Source organism: Kribbella catacumbae DSM 19601, assembly GCF_000372465.1.
GTDB classification, from domain to species: Bacteria; Actinomycetota; Actinomycetes; order Propionibacteriales; family Kribbellaceae; genus Kribbella; species Kribbella catacumbae.
Map to the genome: position 1 here is coordinate 1 of NZ_AQUZ01000066.1, position 22,294 is coordinate 22,294.

Annotated in this window: 24 protein-coding genes and 1 pseudogene; 11 read left to right on the plus strand and 14 right to left on the minus strand. The window is 67.2% G+C overall.

Going from position 1 to position 22,294, the window contains the following annotated elements; all coding sequences use genetic code 11:
• Nucleotides 1–394: pseudogene (locus A3ES_RS50050) on the plus strand (IS1634 family transposase); the annotation flags it as partial.
• 115 nt (nt 395–509) lie between these two features.
• Here the strand turns inward: A3ES_RS50050 and A3ES_RS0139420 are convergent.
• The 4 genes from A3ES_RS0139420 to A3ES_RS50055 are packed head-to-tail and all read right to left on the minus strand — an operon-like array spanning nt 510 to nt 4,944.
• Entirely contained in the window at nt 510–1,367 is an 858-nt protein-coding gene (locus tag A3ES_RS0139420) for a MaoC/PaaZ C-terminal domain-containing protein (RefSeq protein ID WP_020392353.1), read from the minus strand.
• A gap of 1 nt (nt 1,368) precedes the next feature.
• On the minus strand, nt 1,369–2,712 hold the full coding sequence (locus A3ES_RS0139425; RefSeq protein WP_020392354.1) for a 3-oxoacyl-ACP reductase: 1,344 nt from the start codon (nt 2,710–2,712) through the stop codon (nt 1,369–1,371).
• Nucleotides 2,713–2,725: 13 nt separating this feature from the next.
• Nucleotides 2,726–4,003 carry an acetyl-CoA C-acetyltransferase gene (locus tag A3ES_RS0139430; RefSeq protein ID WP_020392355.1) on the minus strand — a complete coding sequence of 426 codons (1,278 nt, stop codon included), beginning with the start codon at nt 4,001–4,003 and terminating at the stop codon, nt 2,726–2,728.
• Nucleotides 4,000–4,944, minus strand: coding sequence for a TetR/AcrR family transcriptional regulator (locus tag A3ES_RS50055; RefSeq protein ID WP_020392356.1), 945 nt, complete (start codon nt 4,942–4,944; stop codon nt 4,000–4,002). Before A3ES_RS50055 ends, A3ES_RS0139430 begins: the two co-directional genes overlap by 4 nt.
• A 121-nt stretch (nt 4,945–5,065) precedes the next feature.
• Between A3ES_RS50055 and A3ES_RS0139440 the strand changes: the two genes are divergently transcribed.
• The 7 genes from A3ES_RS0139440 (at nt 5,066) to A3ES_RS0139470 (ending at nt 11,297) form a co-directional block, all read left to right on the plus strand.
• On the plus strand, nt 5,066–6,382 hold the full coding sequence (locus A3ES_RS0139440; RefSeq protein ID WP_020392357.1) for an acyl-CoA dehydrogenase family protein: 1,317 nt from the start codon (nt 5,066–5,068) through the stop codon (nt 6,380–6,382).
• A 123-nt stretch (nt 6,383–6,505) separates the two neighbouring features.
• Nucleotides 6,506–7,822, plus strand: coding sequence for an MFS transporter (locus tag A3ES_RS0139445; RefSeq protein WP_020392358.1), 1,317 nt, complete (start codon nt 6,506–6,508; stop codon nt 7,820–7,822).
• A 327-nt stretch (nt 7,823–8,149) separates the two neighbouring features.
• A complete protein-coding gene (locus A3ES_RS0139450; RefSeq protein ID WP_020392359.1) occupies nt 8,150–8,461 on the plus strand; it encodes a hypothetical protein in 312 nt (103 codons plus the stop codon).
• A gap of 128 nt (nt 8,462–8,589) precedes the next feature.
• Nucleotides 8,590–9,012, plus strand: coding sequence for an RNA polymerase sigma factor (locus A3ES_RS50060; protein WP_020392360.1), 423 nt, complete (start codon nt 8,590–8,592; stop codon nt 9,010–9,012).
• Complete coding sequence (locus A3ES_RS0139460; RefSeq protein ID WP_020392361.1) at nt 8,999–10,453, plus strand: MFS transporter; 1,455 nt, start codon at nt 8,999–9,001, stop codon at nt 10,451–10,453. The genes A3ES_RS50060 and A3ES_RS0139460 overlap by 14 nt, the downstream gene beginning before the upstream one ends.
• Nucleotides 10,454–10,635: 182 nt before the next feature.
• Complete coding sequence (locus tag A3ES_RS0139465; protein ID WP_020392362.1) at nt 10,636–10,851, plus strand: hypothetical protein; 216 nt, start codon at nt 10,636–10,638, stop codon at nt 10,849–10,851.
• Between the two features lie 149 nt (nt 10,852–11,000).
• Complete coding sequence (locus tag A3ES_RS0139470) at nt 11,001–11,297, plus strand: metal-sensitive transcriptional regulator (protein WP_020392363.1); 297 nt, start codon at nt 11,001–11,003, stop codon at nt 11,295–11,297.
• 232 nt (nt 11,298–11,529) lie between these two features.
• On the opposite strand, the gene A3ES_RS0139475 is transcribed toward A3ES_RS0139470, so the two are convergent.
• A complete protein-coding gene (locus A3ES_RS0139475) occupies nt 11,530–12,054 on the minus strand; it encodes a carboxymuconolactone decarboxylase family protein (protein ID WP_020392364.1) in 525 nt (174 codons plus the stop codon).
• Between the two features lie 29 nt (nt 12,055–12,083).
• Between A3ES_RS0139475 and A3ES_RS54645 the strand changes: the two genes are divergently transcribed.
• Nucleotides 12,084–12,227 carry a hypothetical protein gene (locus A3ES_RS54645; RefSeq protein ID WP_020392365.1) on the plus strand — a complete coding sequence of 48 codons (144 nt, stop codon included), beginning with the start codon at nt 12,084–12,086 and terminating at the stop codon, nt 12,225–12,227.
• An 8-nt stretch (nt 12,228–12,235) separates the two neighbouring features.
• Here the strand turns inward: A3ES_RS54645 and A3ES_RS0139485 are convergent, their stop codons facing one another.
• Entirely contained in the window at nt 12,236–12,484 is a 249-nt protein-coding gene (locus A3ES_RS0139485) for a KUP/HAK/KT family potassium transporter (protein ID WP_020392366.1), read from the minus strand.
• A 278-nt stretch (nt 12,485–12,762) separates the two neighbouring features.
• Nucleotides 12,763–13,455, minus strand: a complete 693-nt coding sequence (locus A3ES_RS0139490) for a GntR family transcriptional regulator (RefSeq protein ID WP_157630998.1) — start codon at nt 13,453–13,455, stop codon at nt 12,763–12,765.
• Nucleotides 13,456–13,562: 107 nt separating this feature from the next.
• Between A3ES_RS0139490 and A3ES_RS0139495 the strand changes: the two genes are divergently transcribed.
• The gene (locus A3ES_RS0139495; RefSeq protein WP_020392368.1) at nt 13,563–15,458 is read left to right on the plus strand and encodes an alpha-L-fucosidase; all 1,896 of its coding nucleotides are present in this window, start codon (nt 13,563–13,565) and stop codon (nt 15,456–15,458) included.
• A gap of 138 nt (nt 15,459–15,596) precedes the next feature.
• On the opposite strand, the gene A3ES_RS0139500 is transcribed toward A3ES_RS0139495, so the two are convergent.
• The 7 genes from A3ES_RS0139500 to A3ES_RS50065 form a co-directional block, all read right to left on the minus strand.
• On the minus strand, nt 15,597–16,121 hold the full coding sequence (locus tag A3ES_RS0139500; RefSeq protein WP_020392369.1) for a hypothetical protein: 525 nt from the start codon (nt 16,119–16,121) through the stop codon (nt 15,597–15,599).
• Nucleotides 16,122–16,172: 51 nt separating this feature from the next.
• The gene (locus A3ES_RS0139505) at nt 16,173–17,336 is read right to left on the minus strand and encodes a nitric oxide synthase oxygenase (RefSeq protein ID WP_020392370.1); all 1,164 of its coding nucleotides are present in this window, start codon (nt 17,334–17,336) and stop codon (nt 16,173–16,175) included.
• Nucleotides 17,337–17,519: 183 nt separating this feature from the next.
• Nucleotides 17,520–18,077: a hypothetical protein gene (locus A3ES_RS0139510; RefSeq protein ID WP_020392371.1), complete on the minus strand. Its 558-nt coding sequence runs from the start codon at nt 18,075–18,077 to the stop codon at nt 17,520–17,522.
• The gene (locus tag A3ES_RS0139515; protein ID WP_020392372.1) at nt 18,025–19,329 is read right to left on the minus strand and encodes a globin domain-containing protein; all 1,305 of its coding nucleotides are present in this window, start codon (nt 19,327–19,329) and stop codon (nt 18,025–18,027) included. Before A3ES_RS0139515 ends, A3ES_RS0139510 begins: the two co-directional genes overlap by 53 nt.
• 305 nt (nt 19,330–19,634) lie before the next feature.
• Complete coding sequence (locus A3ES_RS0139520; protein ID WP_020392373.1) at nt 19,635–19,853, minus strand: hypothetical protein; 219 nt, start codon at nt 19,851–19,853, stop codon at nt 19,635–19,637.
• A gap of 206 nt (nt 19,854–20,059) precedes the next feature.
• Nucleotides 20,060–20,482: a PPOX class F420-dependent oxidoreductase gene (locus A3ES_RS0139525; protein WP_026163617.1), complete on the minus strand. Its 423-nt coding sequence runs from the start codon at nt 20,480–20,482 to the stop codon at nt 20,060–20,062.
• Between the two features lie 24 nt (nt 20,483–20,506).
• Complete coding sequence (locus A3ES_RS50065) at nt 20,507–20,833, minus strand: hypothetical protein (RefSeq protein ID WP_020392375.1); 327 nt, start codon at nt 20,831–20,833, stop codon at nt 20,507–20,509.
• Between the two features lie 205 nt (nt 20,834–21,038).
• Here A3ES_RS50065 and A3ES_RS0139535 point away from each other — a divergent pair, with 205 nt between their 5' ends.
• A complete protein-coding gene (locus A3ES_RS0139535; RefSeq protein WP_040456683.1) occupies nt 21,039–22,280 on the plus strand; it encodes an EstA family serine hydrolase in 1,242 nt (413 codons plus the stop codon).
• Nucleotides 22,281–22,294 lie beyond the last annotated feature (14 nt).

Genomic DNA, 22,294 nt, shown 5'->3' on the forward strand with positions numbered 1-22,294 from the left:
CGACCTCGACCTGCGCCCGATCTACCACCGCCTCGAAGACCGGGTCCGCGCCCACGTGCTCATCGTCATGCTCGCCGCCTACCTGACCTGGCACCTGCGCCGATCCCTGGCCCCGCTGACATTCACCGACGAAGATCGACCCACACCCACCGACCCCGTCGCCCCCGCACAACGCTCCGACGCCGCGACCCGCAAGGCCTCCCGCCGAAAAGACCACACCGGCCAACCCGTCAGGTCGTTCCGTGCACTGCTCGACCACCTGGCCACCCTGACCCGCAACGACATCCAATACGGCCCCGACGGACCCGTCGTACCCACCCTGGCCATCCCCACCAACACCCAACGCCGCGCCTTCGAACTCCTCAACACCGTCATCCCGCTGACCCTGAAGTAGACAGAACCCCCACCCGCACAAACCACGAACCCCCTGCTCAGCAGGGGGTTCGCCATGTCACAGCAGACGTAACTTCGGCCTAACCGACGCCCGCGCCCGCCGGTGTCGCGCGGGCTCAGCGTGGCTGGAGTTGGCCGATCAGGTGGGGGAGGGAGCGGTCCTTGTTGTAGAGAGCGAAATCGACCGCAGCGCCCTTGCGGAGTTGGCCGAAGTTGACTTGGGAGGGCAGCAGCAGCGGCTTACGGAAGTCGACGCGGACTGTGTAGGCGTCGGGGAGTCCGCCGGCTCGCTGGACGGAGGCGAGGGCCGCCGCCTTGGCCCACATGCCGTGGGCGATCTGGCGCGGGAAGCCGAATGCCTGGGCGGTGAGCTTGAAGAGGTGGATCGGGTTGCGGTCGCCGGAGGCAGCGGCGTACCGGCGGCCGAGATTCCCATGCAGGTCCCAGACGGCCGTGGGCTCCAGCGCCAGGTCGGGGAGCAGATCGGCGTGGGCCGACGGGGTGCCGGTGGAGCGGCTCAGCAGGGTGGTCGAGTCGGTCCAGACGACCTCATCGTCCACGCTCACCGAGCTGAGGATGTCGAAGACCGTGCCCTTCGGGTGCGGGCGCTCGGGGCTGCTGTGCACGTTGATCGCGAGCTCGGCGTGCATCGGCAGCGGCTTGAGCTGGGTGATCGTGTTCGACAGGTGCACGATGCCCATCGGCTTGTACGGGAACGACGGATCGGACATCAGATCCAGGTGCAGCGGGAAGGCAAGCACGTGTGGATAAGTGACCGGCAGCGCCGGCCCCGCGCTGAACCCCGTCACCTCCCGGTACGCCGCCAGGTGGTCCTGGTCGACGGCCGCGCGCGGCAGCTCCAGAGTCAGCCCATCGATGTCCGGCTCGTACTCCGCTTTGCGCAACGTCGCCTTGACCGTCCGCGCGTATAGCGATCCGAAGCCCGGCGAATCGTCGTACCGGCGGGTGGGCATCTCAGGCTCCGAGCATGCTCTGGCCGCAGACGCGGACCACATTGCCGGTGACTCCCGCCGAAGCCGGATCGGCGAACCAGGCGATCGTCTCGGCGACGTCGACCGGCTGCCCGCCCTGCTGCAGCGAGTTGACCCGGCGGCCGATCTCGCGGATCGCGAACGGCACCCGCGCCGTCATCTCCGTCTCGATGAAACCGGGAGCGACCGCGTTGATCCGGAGCTGCCGATCGGCAAGCCGCGGTGCCAGCGCCTGGACCAGCCCGATCACGCCGGCCTTGGAGGTGGCGTAGTTCGTCTGGCCGTTGTTGCCCGCGATGCCGGCGATCGAGGAGACGCCGATCACCGAGCCGCCTTCGTTCAGCCCGCCGGACTCCAGCAGGTGCGCGGTGATCCGCTCGGGTGCCCGGAGGTTGACGTCGAGCACCGCGTCCCAGGTGTCGGTGCGCATGTTGGCGAGGCGCTTGTCGCGGGTGATGCCCGCGTTGTGGACGACGATGTCGAGTCCGCCGAGGTCCGCGCCGGCCGCCGCGATCCGTTGTGGTGCGTCGATCGCGGTCACGTCGAGCAGCAGTTCGTTGCCGCCGATCTTGGCGATCACCTTGCGGAGATCGTTGGCGTTCTGCGGTACGTCGACGCCGAGCACGGTCGCGCCGTCCCGCGCGAGGGTCTGCGCGATCGCGGCTCCGATGCCCCGGGCCGCGCCGGTGACGAGTGCGACCTTGCCGGCCAGGGGAGCGGCCGGGTCGTTGCCGACCAGCTGGCCGGTACCGATCCGGACGACCTGGCCATCGACGTACGCCGACTTGGCCGACAGGAAGAAGCGCAGGGTCGAGTCGAGCTGGTCCTGCGCGTCCGGCGCGACGTAGACGAGGTTGACCGTGGCGCCGCGCTTGACCTCCTTGCCGAGTGACCTGGTGAAGCCTTCCAGGGCACGCTGCGCGATCTGCTGCTCGGGCGTCGCGGACAGCTCCGGAGTACGGCCGACGACGATCACGCGGCCCGCAGTACCGAGCTGGCGGATGAGTGGGGAGAAGAAGCGCTGCAGGGAGGTGAGATCTGCCGTCGAGGTCGCGCCGGTGGCGTCGAAGACGAGTGCCTTCGGGCGCAGCGTGCTCGACGCGACGCCTTCGGCCGCAGTACTGAAGGAGGCGCCGATGTCGCGCAGCAAGGCCTGGATCGCCTTGCCTGTATCGGTTTCGCCGATCGCGCCGAAGACCACCTGGCCGTCGATCACGGCCGAGCCCTCGGTCCAGCGCGGCAACGGGGTCGGGTCGGGAAGCCCGAGGTTCTTCACCAGCGTGCGGCCCAGCGGCGTACGGGTGAAGGTCTGGTAGCGATCCGTCATCTTCGGTGTGCTCCTACTTCTCGAGGATGGCGACTACGCCCTGGCCACCGGCGGCGCAGATCGAGATCAGGCCGCGGCCGCCGCCGTTCTCGTCGAGCTGCTTGGCCAGTGCGGCGACGATCCGGCCGCCGGTCGCAGCGAACGGGTGACCCGCCGCCAGCGAACTGCCATTGACGTTCAGCTTGTCACGGTCGATCTCGCCCAGCGGCGCGTCCAGGCCGAGCCGTTCCTTGCAGAAGATCGGGTCCTCCCATGCCTTCAGGGTGGACAGCACCTGCGACGCGAACGCCTCGTGGATCTCGTAGTAGTCGAAGTCCTGAAGCGTCAGGCCGGCTCTTTGGAGCATCCGCGGTACGGCGTAGGCCGGGGCCATCAGGAGGCCTTCGGCGCCCTTCACGTAGTCGACCGCCGCGGTCTGCGAGTGGGTCAGGTAGGCGAGGGGCCGGAGTCCGTGCTCGGCGGCCCACTCGTCGGTCGACAGCAGGACCGCGGAGGCGCCGTCGGTGAGGGGAGTGGAGTTACCGGCTGTCATCGTCGCCGTCTCGCCCTTGCCGAACACCGGCTTGAGCTTCGCGAGCTTCTCGATGGTCGTGTCCGCGCGCAGGTTCTGGTCCTTCTCGAGGCCCAGGTACGGCGTGATGAGGTCCTGCTGGAAGCCGCGGTCGTAGGCGGCGGCCAGGTTGAGGTGGGAGCGGTACGCGAGCTCGTCCTGCGCCTCGCGGGTGATGCCCCACTCGAGCGCGGTCAGGGCGGCGTGCTCGCCCATCGACTTGCGCGTCCGGGGCTCGGCGTTGCGGGGGATCTCCGGGACGATGTCCTTCGGGCGCACTCTGCTCAGCACTTTGACGCGGTCCTGCAAGGATTTTGCGCGATTGATGTCCAGAAGGACGTTGCGCAGTGCGTTGTTGACGGCGATCGGCGCGTCGGACGCGGTGTCGACGCCACCGGCGATACCGGCGTCGATCTGGCCGAGCGCGATCTTGTTGCCGACCAGGATCGCCGCCTCCAGCCCAGTGCCGCAGGCCTGCTGGATGTCGTACGCCGCGGTGCTGGGCGCGAGTTTCGAGCCGAGGACGACCTCGCGGACCATGTTCCAGTCGCGGGCGTGCTTGAGGACGGCTCCGGCGACGACCTCGCCGAGCTCCTGGCCGCCGAGGCCGGTGCGGTCGACCAGGCCGTTGAGGGCGGCGGTGAGCATGTCGGAGTTCGACGCGTGCCGGTAGGTCTTGTCCTGCCGGGCGAACGGGATGCGGTTGCCGGCGACGACAGCCACCTTGCGGGTCTCAGTCACTGGTTCTCTCCTGCGGTGCTTGAGGTTGAGCGCCTGGCGGTGGCTTTGCCGGTCGACTTCATACTGCTGGTGTTGCCTGTACTGCCGGTGCTGGTCGTGCTCGTTTTACCGGTGTTGCCTGTACGGCCGGTGTTGGTCGGGTTGCTCGCGCTGGTTGCCTTGGGGGCGGCGCCGGGTTTGGCTGCTCCGTTGGTGGTGCGCTTTGGCGCCGCCTTGGCGGGCGTAGTACCGGCGAGTGCTTTGCGGCCTACCGCGGTCGCCAAGGTGGCGGTGATCGCCGTGGAGCGGACGGTGGCGATGTCGGCGTGGTGCACGACGGGGTGGCCCGGGGCTGAGTCAGTGCCCGACTCCTGGCGCGAAACGATGAGGCCCATCCGCGCCATGTGCATCGCGCCGAGGGTCTGGGTGTAGAGATGGTTGGCCAGGTAGTCGGTGTCGACCTCGTCGAAGACGCCTGCCCGCTGGCCGGCCTTCAGGATGGCCGAGATCCGGTCGAGCGCGCTCGCCATCGCGGCGCCGAGCTTGAGCATCACCGGCTCGGTGATCTCACCGAAGAGTTGCTCGCCGGTCCGCCGCAGCAGGCTCATCGCGCAGTCGGCGAAGGCCGGATACTCCAGGCAGTAGTCGACGAAGACCTCGCTGAGAGAGCGCAATCTGTTCATCGGCGTACGGCGTGGTCCGTCGACTTGCTGGAGGCGCTCGTCCAGTTCGCCGAGGTAGTCGACCAGCGTCAGCGCGAAGAGCTCTTCCTTGCCGGCGAAGTGCCGGTAGATCAGCGCCTTGTTGATTCCGACGCGCTTGGCGATGTCGTCGATCTGGGCGTCGATCGTGCCGCGCTCGTCGAACAGCTCGCGGGTAGCCCGGATGATGTCGCGCTCGCGGTCGCGACGACGCTCCGCCGTGGTCCGGCGGCGTCCGATCGCGAGCAGCGCGGAGCTCATGCACCGATCTTAGTCATACTGGTACCCCTGGGTGCAAACGATAGTTACACTCGTGGGTAACATCACCACCGTTACGCCACCCCTGCAGTGCTTGTCATCGTTGTCGGAGGAATCGCAGATCATGACCGAGTCTCCCGTAGTGTCGGCCGATGTGATGGCCCTGGCCGGCGAACTCGCCGCCGAGCGCTCCAAGCCGGGCTGGAGCACCTTCTCGCTCGCCCTGAACGACGATCAAAAGGAACTCCAGAGCTGGGCCCACGACTTCGCCGAGTCGGTGATCCGCCCGGCCGCCTCCGAGTGGGACGAGCGCGAGACGACTCCGTGGCCGGTGATCCAGGAGGCCGCGAAGATCGGTTTGTACGGGCTGGACGCGAACATCAATCTCTTCATCGACCCGTCCGGCCTGCTGATGCCCGTGGTCCAGGAGGAACTGTTCTGGGGTGATGCTGGCATCGGCATGTCCCTGGTGGGCACCGGCCTCGCCAGTTCCGCGATCTTCTCCAACGGCACCCCCGAGCAGTGGAGCCAGTGGCTGCCCCGCTGCTACGGCACCCCGAACGACGTGGTGGTCGCCGCCTTCTGCTCCTCCGAGCCGGGCGCGGGCTCGGACGTCTCCGCGATCCGCACGCGCGCGACGTACGACGAAAAGGCCGACGAGTGGGTCATCAACGGCCAGAAGGCCTGGGCCACCAACGGCGGCATCGCCGACGTCCACGTGGTCGTCGCCACCGTCGACCCGTCGCTGGGCACGAAGGGCCAGGCGGCTTTCGTCGTACCGCGGACTGAGGTGAAGGGGCTCGTACAGGGCACGAAGCTTCGCAAACACGGCCTGCGCGCGTCCCACACCGCCGACGTGTTCTTCGACAATGTCCGGATCCCCGCCGCCAATGTCCTTGGTGGCAAGGAGAAACTCGACGCTCGCCTCGCGAAGGCCCGCGCACCCAAGGACGGCGACCGCGCCCGCAACGCCTCCATGGCCACCTTCGAGATGACCCGCCACATCGTCGGCGCCCAGGCGATCGGGATCGCGCGCGCGGCGTACGAGTTCGCCCTGGACTACGCGAAGGGCCGCGAACAGTTCGGCCGCCCGATCATCGACAACCAGGGCATCGCCTTCAAACTCGCCGACATGGCGATGGAAATCGACGCCGCCCGCCTCCTCGTCTGGCGGGCCGCCAACATGTCAGCCGCCCTCATGCGCGGCGAAACCCCCGACTACCGCACCGGCGAAGGCTCCATGGCCAAACTCAAGGCCGGCGAAGTAGCAGTCAAGGTCACCGAAGAAGCCATCCAAATCCTCGGCGGCAACGGCTACACCCGCGAATACCCAGTAGAACGCATGCACCGAGACGCCAAGATCTACACCATCTTCGAAGGCACCTCAGAGATCCAGCGTCTTGTGATCTCGCGCGCCATCTCGGGGATGCGCATCCGCTGATGTTCTCACAGGGCTGAGGCCTGATTCCAGCGTTCCGAGACCCACCTCAGCTCGCTCGGATACCCGCATGGGGTATCGTGTGATCGCTCTGACGAGATACGGCAGGAATCCAGGAGATACGTCATGCGCTTGTTCGCCATCCGCGAATATCGTCACTTGTTCAGTGCCCAGGTCATTGCGCTCTTCGGCACGGGGCTAGCGACGGTCGCTCTCGGCCTGCTCGCCTACGAACTGGCAGGTCCGAATGCCGGCGCTGTCCTTGGTACGGCGCTCACGATCAAGATGGTCATGTATGTCCTGGTCGCGCCAGTGGCCGCCGCCTATGCGGACCGCCTGCCGAGGCGGATGTTCCTCACCCTGCTCGACGTGGTTCGTGCCGTGCTGGTACTCGCGCTGCCGTTCGTCAGCGAGATCTGGCACATCTACGTCCTCATCGGCGTCCTGCAAGCCGCATCGGCTGCGTTCACGCCGACGTTCCAGGCCGTCATCCCCGACATCGTGACCGAGGAGTCCGACTACACGCGTGCCCTGTCCGCCTCTCAAGTGGCCTACACGATGGAGAGCCTGCTTAGCCCCGTGCTCGCGGCAGTGGCACTGACGTTCATGTCCTTCGACTTGCTGTTCGTTGGCACGTCGGTCGGATTCCTGGCGTCCGCGCTGCTGGTGCTCTCGACCCGCGTACCCAATGCCCGGCCAAGCGGTCACACCCGAGTTTGGGACCGGTTGGCATCAGGGATCAAGACGTTCGTCACCACGCCGCGGTTGCGGGGCATCATGGCGCTGAATCTGGTGGTCGCCGCCGCCGGGTCAATCGTGGTCGTCAACACGGTCAACTACGTCCGCGACGAGCTCGGCGGCACCCAGGCCGATGTCGGTTGGATGCTCGCAGCCTCCGGCGGCGGCACATTGCTGGTCGCGCTGGTCCTGCCCCGGCTGCTCGACCGGATCGCCGAGCGCACGGTCATGATGGCCGGTGCCGCTGTACTCGTCGTCGGAGTGCTCGCCGCGGTAGCGATGACCGTCACCGGGCTCGCCGCCTGGGCGATCACGGCGCCCATCTGGGTGATCATCGGCGCCGGTATGGCGCTGATCGTCACCCCGACGGGGAGGGTGATCCGCGCCTCGACTACGCCGGCGGGGCTACCCGCGGCGTTCGCGGCCCAGTTCTCGCTGTCGCACTTGGCATGGTTGATCACCTACCCGATCGCTGGATGGATCGGAACGAGCTCCGGCTTTGCTCCTGCCTGGTCCATTCTTGCTATCCTCGCCACGATCGGCGCCGTGACGGCCCTGGCATTGTGGCCGCGCGTTCGCACCGCCGTCGCCGCTCCGCTCGGGGATGCAGGCGAGGCTAGCGGCGGCCGAGCGCTTCGGGAGCGGACGGACAGCATGCAAGGCACCCTCGCGGCCTGCCAGTGCGCGTGCGTGCGCACCGTATAGGTCATCGCCAACGAACTCGCCGCGGCCTGGCGGTGCTTGGCGTGCTCGCTGGTGTGTTGGAGAGCGCGAAGTCCGGCTGCGGGTACCCGACGACCAGAACAAACTCGGCGAGACCCGGCCGCCCGGCTATTGCGGCCCGCGTCAACGCCCCAGGCCAAGCTGCAGAAACCGTGTCGCTAGACGCACAACAGCGGCTGCGATCCAGCGCGTGCCCACCAGGCCTCCCCGTAGCCTCCAGCGCAAAAACAACGATTGGCCAGGTCGGCCGGGATATCCGTGGTCGGGCGGAACTGACCGTTTGGCGCCGGACTGGAATGATTGGGCGTTATGGGCGACCTGGTCATCGCGAGCAACCCGGATCCGGACTCCCGGCTGCCATATGTGATCCAGGCGCCGTACGGCAACGGGCTGGTACTTCGCGCTGGCGACACGTGGCCGCGGACGAAGGCGGTGTACTGCCACCCGCTGGATGAGTGGCCGGCCGAGGCCGTGGTGCTCGAACGGGTGCCAGTCAAGTCCTGCCAGCGCCGCGGCGCGGCCGTCGACTTGGCGCTGGACCGGGCCAGGGAGAACCGGTCGCAGTTTGTGTTCACCACCGCCCGCGGCCGCGAGGTGGTGTTCTGGCAGGGCCCGACTTGACAGACAGCCCAGAACCCTAACTTCGCGGCATTGGGTCTAGACGCTGGTGTGCAGGAGTGTCCGGCTGCCACGCTGAGGGGTGCGGGGGCGGATGTGACACCGCACGCCGGAGATGAAGGGGAGCAGGCATGAAGGGGTGGCTGTCGCGAGCGGTGGCCAACACGGCCCTGCGGGGTGAGGAACGCTGGAACCGGATCGCGCGCTGGAGCCGTTGGCTCCCCGCGAAACCTGCGGTCGATGACGACAAGTTCCGCGGCGCCGATGACCCATATCACCGGCACTGGCGGGAGTTCCCCGACCCGTGGCGGCCGGTCGACCCGTCGGACCCGGCCGTGCGGAAACGGCTCCGCGACGCGATGGAGGAGCTGCCCCAGACGTGGAAGGGGGTCGTGGAGCGACGTGACGTGCAGGACCGCGAGCCGGCCGAGGTCTCGGCCGAGCTAGGGATCACGCCGGAGCAGCAGCGGGCGATCCTGAATCGGGCCCGCGCCTTCCTCCGCGAACGACTCGCGCAACTATTGGCCAGGGACACACCCCGTGAGCGGCGCTGAAGTTATCGCGGCGACGCCCCGCACACTTGCCCGGCGGCTGCTGCCACTGGAGATCGCCGTCGGTTTGCAGGGGCTGATCCTGTGGGTCGCGGTCGAGAAGCTGTTCATGACCCAGATCGGGTTCGACGCCGCCTCGATCGGCGTGATGGCGGCCGCGTACGCCGCTGTCGTCCCGCTGCTGGAGGTGCCGTCCGGCATCCTCGCAGACCGCTGGAGCCGCAACTGGGTGATGGTGTGCGCCAGCCTCGCGCTCGCGGCCAGTTCGCTGCTCGGCGGGCTGAGCACCAGCGTGACCACCTATGTCCTGGCGGCGATGATCCTGGGTGTCTACTTCGCGATGAACTCAGGCACGGTCGACAGCGTCGTGTACGACGTTGTCATGGAGGAGACCGGCTCGAGCGACCTGTACGAGACCTGGATCGGCCGGGTCCGGATGGTGGAGAGCAGCGCATTCGTGGTCAGTGCCCTGGTCGGCGGGGTGCTCGCCGAATGGACCTCCGCCAGGTTCACCTACTTCGCCTCCGTCCCGCTCATCGTGCTGGCAGTGCTGGCCTTTCTGCGGTTCGACGAGCCGCGCCTGCACCGCTCCACCGAGCCGGTCTCGCTGCGCAGCCACGTCGCCCTGACATTCCGGACGATGACCCGGCAACGGGACGTGGTCCGCGTCCTGCTGCTGGCTGCGCTGGTCGCGCTCGTGTCCCAACTGGTTTTCGAGTTCGGCCCAGTGTGGCTGGTCGTCCTCGCCGCTCCGGCGGTGCTCTACGGCCCGTACTGGGCTGGGCTCGTCTCGACGTTGGGCCTGGGTGGATACCTGGTCAGCAGGTTGCGTCTGGAGCGTCGCACCACCGTGGTTGTACTCGCTCTCCTGGGCCCGCTCGTAGCGGCGACGCTCGCTCTGAGCCAGTCGCTGGCCGTCGTGGTAGTCGCTCAGATTGTCCTCGCGCTGGTCCTCGCGGTTGTCGGGATTCACGCGGGCCGCCTCCTGCACGACTCGGTTCCCTCGACGATCAGGGCAGGCGTCGCGTCGGGGGTGGGGACGCTGTCGTGGGTACTGTTTGTGCCAGTCTCCCTGGCGTTCGGATGGTTGGCGCGCGAGCAGGGCGTCCACCGGTCAGGGTGGATCCTGACCGGAACGGCAATGATCGTGAGTCTCCTGCTCGTCGTTTCCGCCGTTCGGAGAGCGCCCGTGGCCGCCGAGGCGGTCGCCGCTACGGAGCGCGCGCCAGCGCCTGAGGACCTGGCCTGTCGGGAGCTGGTGGACCTGGTCACCGACTACTTCGACGGCGTCCTCGAGCCAGGCTGGAGGGCCGGGTTCGAGAAGCACCAGGACGACTGCGACGGCTGCACTGAGTACGTTGCCCAGCTCCGCATCACGCTCCAGGCACTCAAGGGACTGGACCGCGCCGAAGCTGCCCGGCCAGCCGACGATCCCCCTCACTGAGTACCGGGATGAGGCGTGGTCGGAGGACGAGCACCGCCGTCTCCTGGCCTGCTCTCCTGGCCAACTGGCAAACCACTCCCGGTGCTACGGCGCCAGATTCCACGAGGCGCTGACCGGAAACCGCGCATGCCCGGACCGAACGACAACGTCTGGTCGCCCGCATAGGTCTAAGGGTTCGGGGTATGCCCAGATTCGCCGCGTTCGATACCGCGCGCTTGCGCGGGGCCAGCACGCCCGGTCGGCTGCCGTGGTCGGCGCGTGCGGTGACGCTGCTGCGGGTGGACACCACGGGGGTGGTCGATCAAGCCAAGACCCCAGCGGAGAAACGGCTCCTGCTGGTCTCGGCGACCAGCAAGGATCTCGTGCTGGTCGCGTGGCCGGGTCAGTGGAGCCAATAAGTTCCTCCGTACGCCGGCCGACCTGGTTAATCGTTGTTTTCGCGCTGGAAGCTACGGGGAGGCCCACTACGAAGGGGCGAACATGTCGCCGGGATGGTGACTCGCCGGTTGGGTATCGTGCGGTCAGTCGGCAAGAGAGGTGAGTGGGGATGGCGGAAAAGGTGCGGCACGGGTACATCGGGGACAAGGACGCGTACCTGAGGCGGCTGCGCCGGATCGAGGGGCAGGCGCGCGGCCTGCAGCGGATGGTCGACGAGGAGAAGTACTGCATCGACATCCTTACCCAGATCACGGCGATGACCAGGGCGCTCGAGTCGGTCGCCCTCGGCCTGCTCGATGACCACCTAGCGCACTGTGTCGTCGATGCCGCGGCCGCCGGGGGAGCGGAAGCCGGCCTCAAGCTCAAGGAAGCCTCCGACGCGATCGCCCGCCTCGTTCGTTCCTGACTCATCGGTCGAGGGCGCCGTACTGACCCCGGCGGTGTTGCCCTGGGCATGATTCTGGGTGGAGTGTCGACGGGGGTCGTTGTCGTGGCCCTGGGCGTCCTTGCCGCTGCCGGAGCCGTCACCGCGGCTGTTTCGTTGATCTGTTCGCCGCGGTGGCGCCGCCGGCTAAGCGGGGTGGAACCCAACGTGGTGGCGAGCCGCCGAACTGTGGGACGTGCGGTGCGCCTGGTTCTCAGTTCACCGGTGTCAGGTGGAGTCCGGCGAGGAGGTTGAAGGATCCGGTCAGCTGGTTGAGGACGACGATGCCGACGACCTCGGCGAGGATGCGGTCACTCCATCCGGCGGCCTTCGCGGCTTCGATGGTGTCGTCGGTGATGGCGGAGGGCTCGGTCAGGACCTGGACCGCCAATGCGAGCAGCGGGGTCTCGCGATCATCGGTGGAGATGGCCTGGCGGGCCAGCGTGATGTCGGTCTCGGTGAGGCCGACGGACCGTCCGGCGTCGGCGTGGGCCTGCTGGCATACGTCGCAGCCGATCCATTCCTGCAGTGCGATCGAGATCTTCTCGCTGAGTGGCCTGGGGAGTTTCGTCCGCTTCATCGCGCGGGAGAAGTCCAGATAGCCTTGGAGGAGTGCGGGGGAGTGGGCCATGGTGGCGACCATGTTCCCCACGCTTCCCCTGCGCTCGATGATGTCGCTGAGCAGCTCGGCGGACTTGCCGGGTGCTTCGGCTGGTGTCAGTGGCTCGATGCGTGGCATGTCGTCCTTCTTCCTGGTTGCCCGGGGCAATGCACGCGGGGGAGTTGCTGACCCGCCGCGCTGCCACAACTCGCGATCTGCGAGAACTCCAGCGAATCTCCGACGCCGGCTACGACGAGGCCGAGGATGTCCTGAACCGGCTGCTCGCCGCCCCACCGGCGAAGACGAGCTGACCCGCCGATCAGACGTCGATGCGCGAGCCCATGATGACCACGCGGTCGCGGGGTAGCCCGAAGTACTCGGCGGCGTCGGCGGTGATGCTCGAGGTGGCGACGAAGAGGCGCTTGCGCCAGCGTGTCATCCCGGGGGCATCACCGAGCCCGAGCTCGATCGTGGACAGGAAGTAGGACGTGTCGTCAAGATCGATGGAAAGCTCGGGACTGCTCTCGGCGGCGAGCCGCAGGACCGTTGGTACGTCGGGAGCCTGCATGTACCCGAAACAGCGGCACAAAGCCCGCGATCGCCGTCGTGCGAGTGAATCCCGGCTACTCGCCGAGCCCGGGGCACCCCGGCACGGCAACGGTCCTCGGACTCCTGTGCTCATGACCTGACGACAGCTGGGGACCGCACTGCACTCACGCCGTGCGGTCCCCAACCGAGAAGCCGCTTACCGTAAGTGGGTGGTGCTCAGGGGCTTGCGCGCCCGAGGCGGATATCGAACGCTGACATGATCTGTGGCATACGGACTCGAAGCTCGACGCGTTCTGGTCAGTCCTGGTCGTAGGCGGCGAGGAGGCGGGTTCGGGAGTTTTCGAGGTGGATTCGCATGGCTTGTTCGGCGCCGGTCTGGTCGTGGTCGCGGATCATGTCGCTGACGGCCTGGTGCTCGCCGGCAGTGACTTCGGCGATGCCGTGACGGAAGTAGAGCCGGTACGAGTGGACGTGCGCGCGCAACCGGTCCAGGGTCTCGGCGATGAGCGGGTTGCCGCTGGCGTTCGCGATCGTGCCGTGCAGTTTCGCGTCCTCCTCGGCGAACTCGCGGTACGCCTGGTAGCTGTCACCGTGAACGGCAGGCGCCATCGCCCGTACGGCGTCGTCGATGTCCTGGCGGTCGCGCTCCGTCGCGTTGGCTGCGGCGCGGGCGGCGGCCGTGGGTTCGAGCAGGAGCCGGAGGTCGTAGAGGTCGAGGAGCGCGTCGCGGCCGAGCAGCGGTGCGACGAGGTAGCCCGCGTTGGGCCGCCGAACCACCAGGCCCTCGGCCTCGCACCGGAAGAGCGCTTCGCGGACCGGAGTCTGTGAGACCTCCAGTTCGCGGGCCAGGCCGTCGATCGACAGCCTGGTGCCGGGCTCCAGGGCGTTGTCCATGAGTAGGCGTTTGAGTGATTCGTACACGCTCTCGCGCAGCATCAACCGGGGTGCGGGCCGCAACCTCGGCGCCTGATCTTGATCTCGTTCGCGCACGGTCTCCTCCTGCCCCGGCCATTGACACCGGCCTGCGCAGCTTCTAATTTCCAATATCGTATCCGATTTTCGGGTGACTCGCCGTCAGCGACTGAAAGGCCACTCCGATGCCGAAACCTGATTCTCCCGCCGAGGGCTTACGGCGCCGTTCGATCATTCTGGGCGCGCCCGCGATCGGTGTCGCCGCCACTTTGCTCGGCTCGACTGCCACTCAGGCCCACGCCGCGCCGGTCGCGAGCGGGTCCGCCGCGACCGGGCAGCGGGTGGATGCGCAGGAGGCTCTGGCACGACTGCGTTTTGGCTTGTTCGTGCACTTCGGGCCGGCCAGCCTGACCGGTCGGGAGACCGGCTGGGGTCGGCAGGCGTATCGGGCCGGCAAGCCGAACGAGACCGCGCCGTACAACGATCCGACCAAATTGTTCGATCCGGTGTACGACGTGGCGTACAAGTCGTTCCTGCCGGCGAAGGGGTGGGCCGAGGACCTGGCCGATGTCGCCGTGTCTGCCGGGATGAAGTACCTGGTCCTGACCAGCAAGCACCATGACGGATTCCCGATGTTCCGGGCCAGGAACATCGCGGACTCGTTCTATCCGGACCTCGCGACTACTCCACTGGGGAAGTCCAAGCGTGATCTGGTCGACGAGGTCGCGATCGCCTGCCGCTCCCGCGGGATCGAGTTCGGGCTCTACTACTCCGGTTGGGACTGGACGAATCCTCTGGTCGTCGCCGGCAAGCACGCTAGCTACTACGACTACATGATGAGCCATCTGAAGCAGCTGATGAGCGACTACGGCGACATCTCCTTCCTCTGGTACGACGGGATCGCGCCCACCGACCTGAGTGTGTACCGGCCGCCGACGCTCCACTCGGTACCACGCAACCTCCAGCCCGGGCTGCTGGTCAACAATCGCGGCTACGCGCTCAACTGGGCGGATCCGCAACCGACGCTGGCCGGTGACTACTCGACCCCTGAGCAGCGGGTCGGGTCGTTCGACGTGGCGAGGGCCTGGGAGTCGTGCATCACCATCGGGGACCAGTGGTCCTGGCGGCCGAACGAGTCGGTGAAGTCTCTGGAGACGATCGTCAAGACGGTGATCTCGACGGCGACCGGCGACGGGAACCTCCTGTTCAACGTGGGGCCCAAGCCCTCGGGCGAAGTGGACAAGCCGCAGCGCGAGCGGCTGGCCGAGGTCGGTCAGTGGATGAAGTCTTACGGTGCGGCGATCTACGGCACGCGCGGTGGACCGATCCGGCCGAGCGGTCTCGCGGCGACCACTTTCAAGGACGCCACGATGAACGTGTTCTTGTTCAAGCGGCCGGCCAGGGACAAGAATCTCCTGACGGTGCCGAATCTGAACAACCCGGTGGTCTGGGTGAAGACACCCAAGGGCCAAGCTGTTCCGTTCACGGTCAGGAGCGACGGCCAGGTCGACCTCAACCTGACCGGACTCGACATCGCCGCCGGACCGGTGGAACTGGTCCACGTCAAGTACCGCGACCCGCTGTCGCACGAGTACCTGGGCGCCGAGTTGATCGCCGATCCTGTGCGTCCGGGCAACCTGGCCCTGAACAAGCCGGCCACCCAGATCTCCACCGACTACGACGGCGACGCCGCCCGAGCCGTCGATGGCAACACCGACGGCACCTACTTCAACAACTCCGTCACCCACACCACCGTCGACGCCAAGGAAGCCTGGTGGCAGGTCGATCTCGGTGCTTCGGCCCCGATCGGCGACGTCGAGGTCTACAACCGAACCGATGGCGGTTTCGGGTCCCGCCTCAGCGACTTCTGGGTGATGATCTCCGACAACCCCATCACCGCCCAGGACCTGGCCACCGCCCGCACCGGCCCCGGAGTCAGCGCCAAACGCCAGGCCGGTACCGCCGGTACTCCCACTACCCTCAACTTCGGCGGCGCCTCCGGCCGGTACGTCCGCGTCCAACTCGAGAACCAGAGCGGGCCCTTGTCCCTCGCCGAGGTCAGCGTCTACAAGCAGGCCTGACGAGCTGGACACTGCTGGCGAGAGTCAGTTCTGCGCCGCGTCGCAGGTGAGGAGGTCGTTCTGTAGGCGGTCCTGCCGCCGTCGCGGCTCGCTATGGATGGCCGCCGTTGCTGTAAGCAAGCAACGGTGGGTTGGGGTTTAGCGGGCTTGGCGGCGGCGGGTCACGTCGATGATGATCAGCGTGATGCTGAGCAGACTGGCCAGGGCGAATATTCCGACGGCGCGTGCGATCACGGGGAACATCTTGTCGACGGCGGCGCGATCGCCTACGTAGTACGGGATGGTTTTGTCGGCGTTGGTGCAGGTGACTGTGACGGTCTGGGGTGGGACGGCGGACTTGGAGTGGGCGATGACGTAGTAGCTCGGGCCGCTCACGGAGTAGTTCTCGCGTTTTAGCGGGGCCTTCAGGGGGATGTCGGCGCCGGTGGCGTCCTTGGCCTGGCAACTCGGTGTCTGGCCGAGCGCGGTTGTCGAGATGGTCAGGCCGTCATGGTTCAGCCGGATCACGCCGTCTCCGAGCGGCACCGGTTCGTGCGGCATCACCGTCGCCAATCGCGACATGAAGATTCCGCTCACAACAAGGCCCACTGCGAAACAGGCGATGGCGATCCACAGCAGGGGCCGGCGATTCACGGCCGGCTGGACGCCGGGGTGCAAAGTCATAGCCCGAAGACTAGTGCTCTCGCTAAGAGTCGTTGGGGGCGTCTCGGTGGGTCAAAGGAAGGCGGGTGGGCCGCCCTGGAGGGCTCGGTGGATGGCGTCTGGGTCGGCGAAGAAGTTTGGGACAAGGTTCTGGGCGTCGTAGTAGCGGTGGAAGACCGGGGTTTGCGAGCTGGACATCGGTGGCACGATCCAGGTCCAGTCGGCGGGGCAGCGGCGGCCTGCGCGCTCCTCCCTCTCCAGGTGGATGAGGAACCTGCGGGACTCGGTGTGGTGGTCGGTGATGGTCACGCCGCTCACGCGGAACGAGTGCAGTACCGCGCGGTTGATCTCGACCAAGGCCTGGTCTCGCCACAGGGTCGCCTCGTCCGAGGTGTCCAGCCCCATCCGTTCTGCAACCTCCGGGACCAGGGCGTAGCGGTCACTGTCGCCTAGGTTGCGGGCACCGATCTCCGTGCCCAGGTACCAACCGTTGAAGGGTGCAGCCGGGTAGGAGACACCGCCGATGACCAGCCGGTTGTTGCTGATGACCGGGACCGCGTGCCACCGCATGTCCAAGTCGGCGAACCAGGCCAGCTCAGGGTGCTCGAGTGGGACCTCGTGTACCGCCTGTGCGGGGAGCTGGAACAGCTGCGGTCCCTCCTCGACTGTCTCCACTACGAGCGGGAGCACGTCGAACGCTCCCGGGAGTTCGGGCGGCCGCCACCCGCGCTGGATCAGTTCGCTGGTGAAACTTCGGTAGCGGGGATCGCCGAGGACACGCCCGTTGGGTTGCTCGTACCCGGCGTACCGGACGAGTTGCTCGTTCCAGATCCTGGGGGCAGGCCGGAATGGGGTCTCGGGAGCGAAGACGCTGATCATCGGCCGGATCTGTCCGCCGTTGTGAGCCGCGCGTAGATGCTCGAAGCAGTGCCCGGCAACGCCGCCGGCGTCCGAGACGGTTCGCAGGTCGCGCACCTGCAGGCTGCGCCAGTACAGCCGACCGATGCACCGTGCGTTGTTGCGCCAGGCGACGCGGGCGCCGAAGGCCAGCTCCTCGGCGGTGTGCCAGTAGGTTCCGGTCATGTCGATCTCGCGCATCACCGCGGCGACCCGCGCCCCCATCCGTCCGGCCTTGGGGTTCTCGGCTTGAAAGAGCTCGAGGAACTCCTTGGCCGCGGCCCGAACCGTGTCGGTGTCGACGCTCCCGGGGATCGGCTCGGGGACTGGCCGGCTCACCGGATGTACAGGCCTCGCCCGGATCCTCCCGGGACCTGGTGACGCCCGACGGCCGGTCCTGCCCGACGGCCTGTCGCCGACCTGGAGAAGCTGTTCTCCGGCGTGGACCGCAACGATGTGGCAGGCGCAGATCCGAGCGACCAGGAAGAGGATTGCCAGGCTCAGTACTACGACGGTCACCGGTCAGTCCGAGCCCGGGGAATCCGGACCGCTCCCGTTTCGGAAGCGGAGCTGCCGGTCGCTCAAGTCGTCGTGCAAGGGGTCGGTCCGATGGGGCGCTGCGGACCCCGGCTTGCCGGACTGAGGCGTGCTCCCGAGCTGGTCGACCTCGGTGGCGAACGAGTTCACGATCGACTGCATCTGCGCCTGGGCTGTTTGTGCGTACGAGCGAACCTGCTGCCCGGCCGTGTCCATAGCCTCCGCGACAATCCTGCGCTCGTGTTCACGCGCCTGACCGATGCGCTCGCGGGCGTCCTTGCTGACGTCCTGAACCATCTCCTCGACCACGAGCTGTGCTTGGCTGAACATTTGGACGACCTGTTCGTTCACGCGGTCGCCGGCCTGCTCGTGCTGGTCCAGTTCCGCCTGCACGCGCTGCAACTCCGCCCGCCCGCGCTGCAGCTCGGCCTGGAGACGTTCGTTCTTTGCCCAGCTCTCGCCGAGCTGTCTCTGGGTGGCCTGCACCTGGTCAGCCAGCAGATCGAGGTACTCGTAGACCTTGCCCGCGTCGAGGCCGCGCATCCGCCGTTGGAACGCCTTGTCCCTGATCGACTGGGGTGTTTGCTGCGGAGAGTCGTGGCGGCGTTGGTTGTTGATCGTCACTTGCTGTCTCCTGACCTGGTCGCGCCGGCCCGACGGCGTGCTCGCCCGCGGCTGCGTAGTAGAAGTGCTCGTACTTGATGTGCTCGGGATGCATACCGGCCGCGGCCAGCTGCTCCAGCGTGTGCGCGACCATCTGCGGACCACCGCACACCATCGCCGTACGCCCGTGCAGCAGTTGCCGGGCTGCGACCGTGCCGACCTTCCCGCGCGTCCCGGGATAGGACGGGTCGTCGGACACGACTTCCGTGTAGTCGAACCATGGCCGCTTCTGGGCCAGTTCTCGCAGCCGCGGGCGGTCGTAGAGGTGCCAGGGCATCCGGACGCCGTGGAGCAGATGGACCAGAGGCCCAGTGCCCGACCGTTGCCATTCGTGGTCGATCTGTTCGAGGACGGCCAGAAGCGGAGCTAGACCAGTACCGCCGGCGACCAACAGCAACTCCCTCGCGTGGCCTTCCCGCAGAGTCAGCCGCTCGCCGACCGGCGCCCCCAGCTTCACGGTGTCGCCGGCCTTCAGAGACCGCACCACGGTCGGGCTCACCTGGCCGCCGTCGATCTGTTGCACGTGCAGATCGATGGAGCCGTCCGGACGTGGGGCGTTGGCCGGGCTGAAGTACCGCCACTGCCGGGGGCGTTGCGGGATCTCCACGGACACCGACTGGCCGGGGAGGAACTGGAACGCCCGCCTCGGCCGGACAGTCAGCAGCGTGAGGTCCATGGTCCGCCGCTCGGCAGAGATCACGTCGGCGTCCCACCAATCAGGGCTGGACTCCGATGACGTCTCCGCCGCCTCGACCATGATCCGCGCGACGACCTGGTACGCCGCCGTCCAGTGCGCGGCGAGCTCCTCGTCCCACTCGGACCCCAGGAAATGCATCAGGGTCGCGCACAGCGAGGCGCCGACCGCGTTGTAGTGCTCGGCTACGACGGCGTACTTGCGGTGGTCGCGGCCGAGGTGCTGCAGGAAGTCCGCATCATGCTCGATCTGGTCGGCGTGGCTGACGATTCTGCCGAGTGCGCTGACGAACTTGTCCCGCTGGTTGGACATGGACAGCGGGAACATCGTCCGCACCTCGGGATGAGACACGAAGATGTGCGAGTAGAAGTACAGCGGCACCTGATCTCCGTGCTTCGTGACCTGGTCCCAGCTGCGTTGCAGGGCGTACGCGTCCATCGGGCTTCGCTATCCGGCTCGGAACGGCGGCTCCTCGAGGGAAGCGGACGGACCATCAGTGGGGGCCATATGCTCCGGGTCGTCGGCAGCTCGAGCCGACAGGTGGTGCGTTGACAAGGGTTCCCTCCCAATTCAGGCCCCGAGTCCAGTCCTCCGACCTACCCGACCTACCCTCGGGCCAGCGGGTTGAAACCGTTGATCGGACTCAATCGTCTCGAAATCTCGTCACGAGCATTTATAGTTGCCCTAGGCAACTACCTGGCAAAACCGGTATGGTCCGGACGCTCGCGCAGACCTGTCACCGGCTAGCAAACGCTTCCCTGTTGGGCGGACTGGGTTGCTGAGGTTGGGTCGTTGGTGGTGAGGCGTGCGGTGGCGAGGCCGACGAGGGCCCGTGCCTCGATGTAGGGGTAGACGTTGCGGGCGATCGCCAAGCTGTCCTCGAACCACTGGGCGGCCGCGGGCGCGTCGCCGAGGGCGAGGTGGGCTTGCGCGACGGTGGCTGCGGTTTGGGCTGTTGCCACCCGATGTGGTGGTCCAGGTGCGCGGCAGCCGTCGTCCATCCCGTGGCGACCGCGAACTGCCCGCCGGCCAGACAGTCGGAGTGATCCGCCAGGACAGAGCGGGATCCAGCGCCGTTGTCAGCTGATCAAAATGTGCCGGCAGCTCTGGGGCTGGCCTGGACTGGAGATTCATCAGCCCGAGCGCCGTGGCCCGGGTATGGATGGTGTCAGCCGAGGCCGGAGCGGGCTATTACGTTGGTGATGGTGATGTGGACTGCGGTGAAGCCTTCCTGGGCGAATGATTCGGCGATGGCTTCTGCGGGGTGGGTGGGGTAGTAGCGGTCGGCGATGGCTGTGGCGACGTGTTTGAGCTGGTCTGGGTCGGCGGAGACTCGTGCGTGGCCCTCGATGGTCACGAAGCCGTAGGGTTGCTGGTCGTCGCTGACGCAGACCGCGATGCGTTGGTCGCGGGCGAGGCTGTTGCCTTTGACGCTGCCGGGGGAGAGGGCGAAGGCGAGTTCGTCGCCGTCGAGGGTGAAGCAGACCGGGGTGACGTGGGGGCGCCCGTCGGCGCGGGTGAGGGCTATGTGGGCGAGCTTCGTTCCTGTGGTGACGAAGGATCGCCATTCGGTCGTGGTCATTGTTTCCATGAGGTGTGTTCCTTTCGGTCGCAGCTAGGGGCGCCAGCGGGTCGCGATGAAGCCGGATTCCTTGCCGAAGGCAAATACCTGCGCCGGCTCTACGGAGTAGACGTGCCGGTGGTCGGTGGCGTCGCCCGGGTCGTAGAACTCGCCGTCTTTGACGATCGGGCGCCACCACGGGTACTTCGCTGGAAAGAGGTCCGCGACCTGCTGTAGTTGGGCTGCGTTCCGGATGAGGTGGGCGGTGCCTTCGAGAACCAAGTCGACCTCAGGCCCGGGCGCGGTGACCGCGCAACTGAGCGTTGTCAGGGGTGTGCCGCGGGGGCTGGAGAGCTGCTCGGGAGTCGGGTGCGTCGTCATATCAATGACGCTATGGCGCGACGGTGCATTGAGAAAAGCAATGGTTTCCGATCAAGTCGATCGCTATTGACGATGCTGCGGCCCACTTGCTGAACGATGAGTTTCCGCATGGCGTTCATTCTGGTCTAGCCCGGGGTTAAGGAGGCGGGTGCCGTGTCAGCGCGGTGACTGGGTGGTGTCAGGACGGTTGGCGATGGTTGTCGGCATGAACACAACGAGTGGTGCAACCGTGCAGGGACACGTTGAGGACGGCTGGGGGAAGGTCGCGGATGCGTTCCGGGCGAACTTCGACGGAAACCCCGGTGAGGCGGGCGCGTCGTGTTGCGTCTACGAAGGAGGGCGGCCGGTCGTCGACCTGTGGGGTGGCTTCGCCGACACAGAGGCCAAGCGGCCGTGGAACGAGGACACCATCGCCCAGGTCGCATCCACGACCAAGGGTGCCACCGCGATCTGCGCGCACATGCTGGCGCAGCGCGGTGAGTTGGATCTGGATGCGCCGGTGGTCAAGTACTGGCCGGAGTTTGGTGCTGGGGGCAAGGAGCAGATTCCGGTGCGTTGGTTGCTTTCGCACCAGGCCGGTCTGCCGGTTGTCGATGGACCGTTGACGCTCGAGGAGGCGTACGAGTGGGATCCGGTGATCCGGGCGCTCGAGGCGCAGAAGCCGTTGTGGCAGCCGGGAACCGAGCACGTCTACCACGCCATGACGTATGGCTACCTGGTCGGTGAGGTCGTACGCCGTATCTCGGGGAAGTCGCTCGGCACCTTCTTCGCTGACGAGGTGGCTGGGCCGCTCGGTCTGCAGGCCTGGATCGGGTTGCCCGAGGAGCAGGAAGAGAAGGTGGCGCGGATCGAGTACGCCGCTCCGTTCACCCTGGAGGAGATGACCGAAGGCATCCTCGAGACCACCCGGCTGGACGCGGACACGGTCAACCAATGGATGACCTCGGTGTGGGGTGAGGGTTCTGTCCAGGCCAGCGCTGCCACACTTGGCGGCGCCTTCGACCCGACCTCGGACTACTTCACCAAGCGTGCTTGGCGTGCGGCCGAGGTTCCGGCCGCGAACATGGTCGCCGACGCGCGTTCGGTGGCGCGGATGTACGCCGCCACGGTGAGCGATGTCGACGGCATCCGGCTGCTGGAGCCGGCGACGGTCGAGCGGGCGATCGAGGTACAGACCGACAAGACGCGGATGCACGGGCTGCCGCCGGGGCTGGACCTCCCGGCTGACCGCTCCTTCTACATGTCGCTCGGGTTCTGGCGGTCCTGCCCGCCGCAGCCGATGCTCGGCCCGAAGTCGTTCGGCCACCCGGGCTCCGGCGGATCGATCGGCTTCGCGGACCCCGATGCCGGTGTCGGATTCGGTTACGTGATGAACCTCTGGTCGTTCCGGGTCGGCGAGCCACGGGCGTCGAGCCTGGCCAACGCGGTCAAGGTCTGCCTCGGCTGACGGCGTACTGAGGT

Bases quoted from the DNA above. Each gene is read 5' to 3' on its own strand.
- A3ES_RS54645 (WP_020392365.1), top strand. From the start codon at position 12,084: ATGCACGCGGGGGAGTTGCTGACCCGCCGCGCTGCCACAACTCGCGAT.
- A3ES_RS50065 (WP_020392375.1), bottom strand. From the start codon at position 20,833: ATGACGACGCACCCGACTCCCGAGCAGCTCTCCAGCCCCCGCGGCACA.
- A3ES_RS0139470 (WP_020392363.1), top strand. From the start codon at position 11,001: ATGGCGGAAAAGGTGCGGCACGGGTACATCGGGGACAAGGACGCGTAC.
- A3ES_RS0139485 (WP_020392366.1), bottom strand. From the start codon at position 12,484: ATGCAGGCTCCCGACGTACCAACGGTCCTGCGGCTCGCCGCCGAGAGC.
- A3ES_RS0139440 (WP_020392357.1), top strand. From the start codon at position 5,066: ATGACCGAGTCTCCCGTAGTGTCGGCCGATGTGATGGCCCTGGCCGGC.
- A3ES_RS0139510 (WP_020392371.1), bottom strand. From the start codon at position 18,077: ATGCGCGGCCTCGACGCGGGCAAGGTCTACGAGTACCTCGATCTGCTG.
- A3ES_RS0139515 (WP_020392372.1), bottom strand. From the start codon at position 19,329: ATGGACGCGTACGCCCTGCAACGCAGCTGGGACCAGGTCACGAAGCAC.
- A3ES_RS0139420 (WP_020392353.1), bottom strand. From the start codon at position 1,367: ATGCCCACCCGCCGGTACGACGATTCGCCGGGCTTCGGATCGCTATAC.
- A3ES_RS0139450 (WP_020392359.1), top strand. From the start codon at position 8,150: ATGGGCGACCTGGTCATCGCGAGCAACCCGGATCCGGACTCCCGGCTG.
- A3ES_RS0139500 (WP_020392369.1), bottom strand. From the start codon at position 16,121: ATGACTTTGCACCCCGGCGTCCAGCCGGCCGTGAATCGCCGGCCCCTG.
- A3ES_RS0139475 (WP_020392364.1), bottom strand. From the start codon at position 12,054: ATGCCACGCATCGAGCCACTGACACCAGCCGAAGCACCCGGCAAGTCC.
- A3ES_RS0139425 (WP_020392354.1), bottom strand. From the start codon at position 2,712: ATGACGGATCGCTACCAGACCTTCACCCGTACGCCGCTGGGCCGCACG.
- A3ES_RS50055 (WP_020392356.1), bottom strand. From the start codon at position 4,944: ATGAGCTCCGCGCTGCTCGCGATCGGACGCCGCCGGACCACGGCGGAG.
- A3ES_RS0139465 (WP_020392362.1), top strand. From the start codon at position 10,636: ATGCCCAGATTCGCCGCGTTCGATACCGCGCGCTTGCGCGGGGCCAGC.
- A3ES_RS0139525 (WP_026163617.1), bottom strand. From the start codon at position 20,482: ATGGAAACAATGACCACGACCGAATGGCGATCCTTCGTCACCACAGGA.
- A3ES_RS0139495 (WP_020392368.1), top strand. From the start codon at position 13,563: ATGCCGAAACCTGATTCTCCCGCCGAGGGCTTACGGCGCCGTTCGATC.
- A3ES_RS50060 (WP_020392360.1), top strand. From the start codon at position 8,590: ATGAAGGGGTGGCTGTCGCGAGCGGTGGCCAACACGGCCCTGCGGGGT.
- A3ES_RS0139445 (WP_020392358.1), top strand. From the start codon at position 6,506: ATGCGCTTGTTCGCCATCCGCGAATATCGTCACTTGTTCAGTGCCCAG.
- A3ES_RS0139535 (WP_040456683.1), top strand. From the start codon at position 21,039: ATGAACACAACGAGTGGTGCAACCGTGCAGGGACACGTTGAGGACGGC.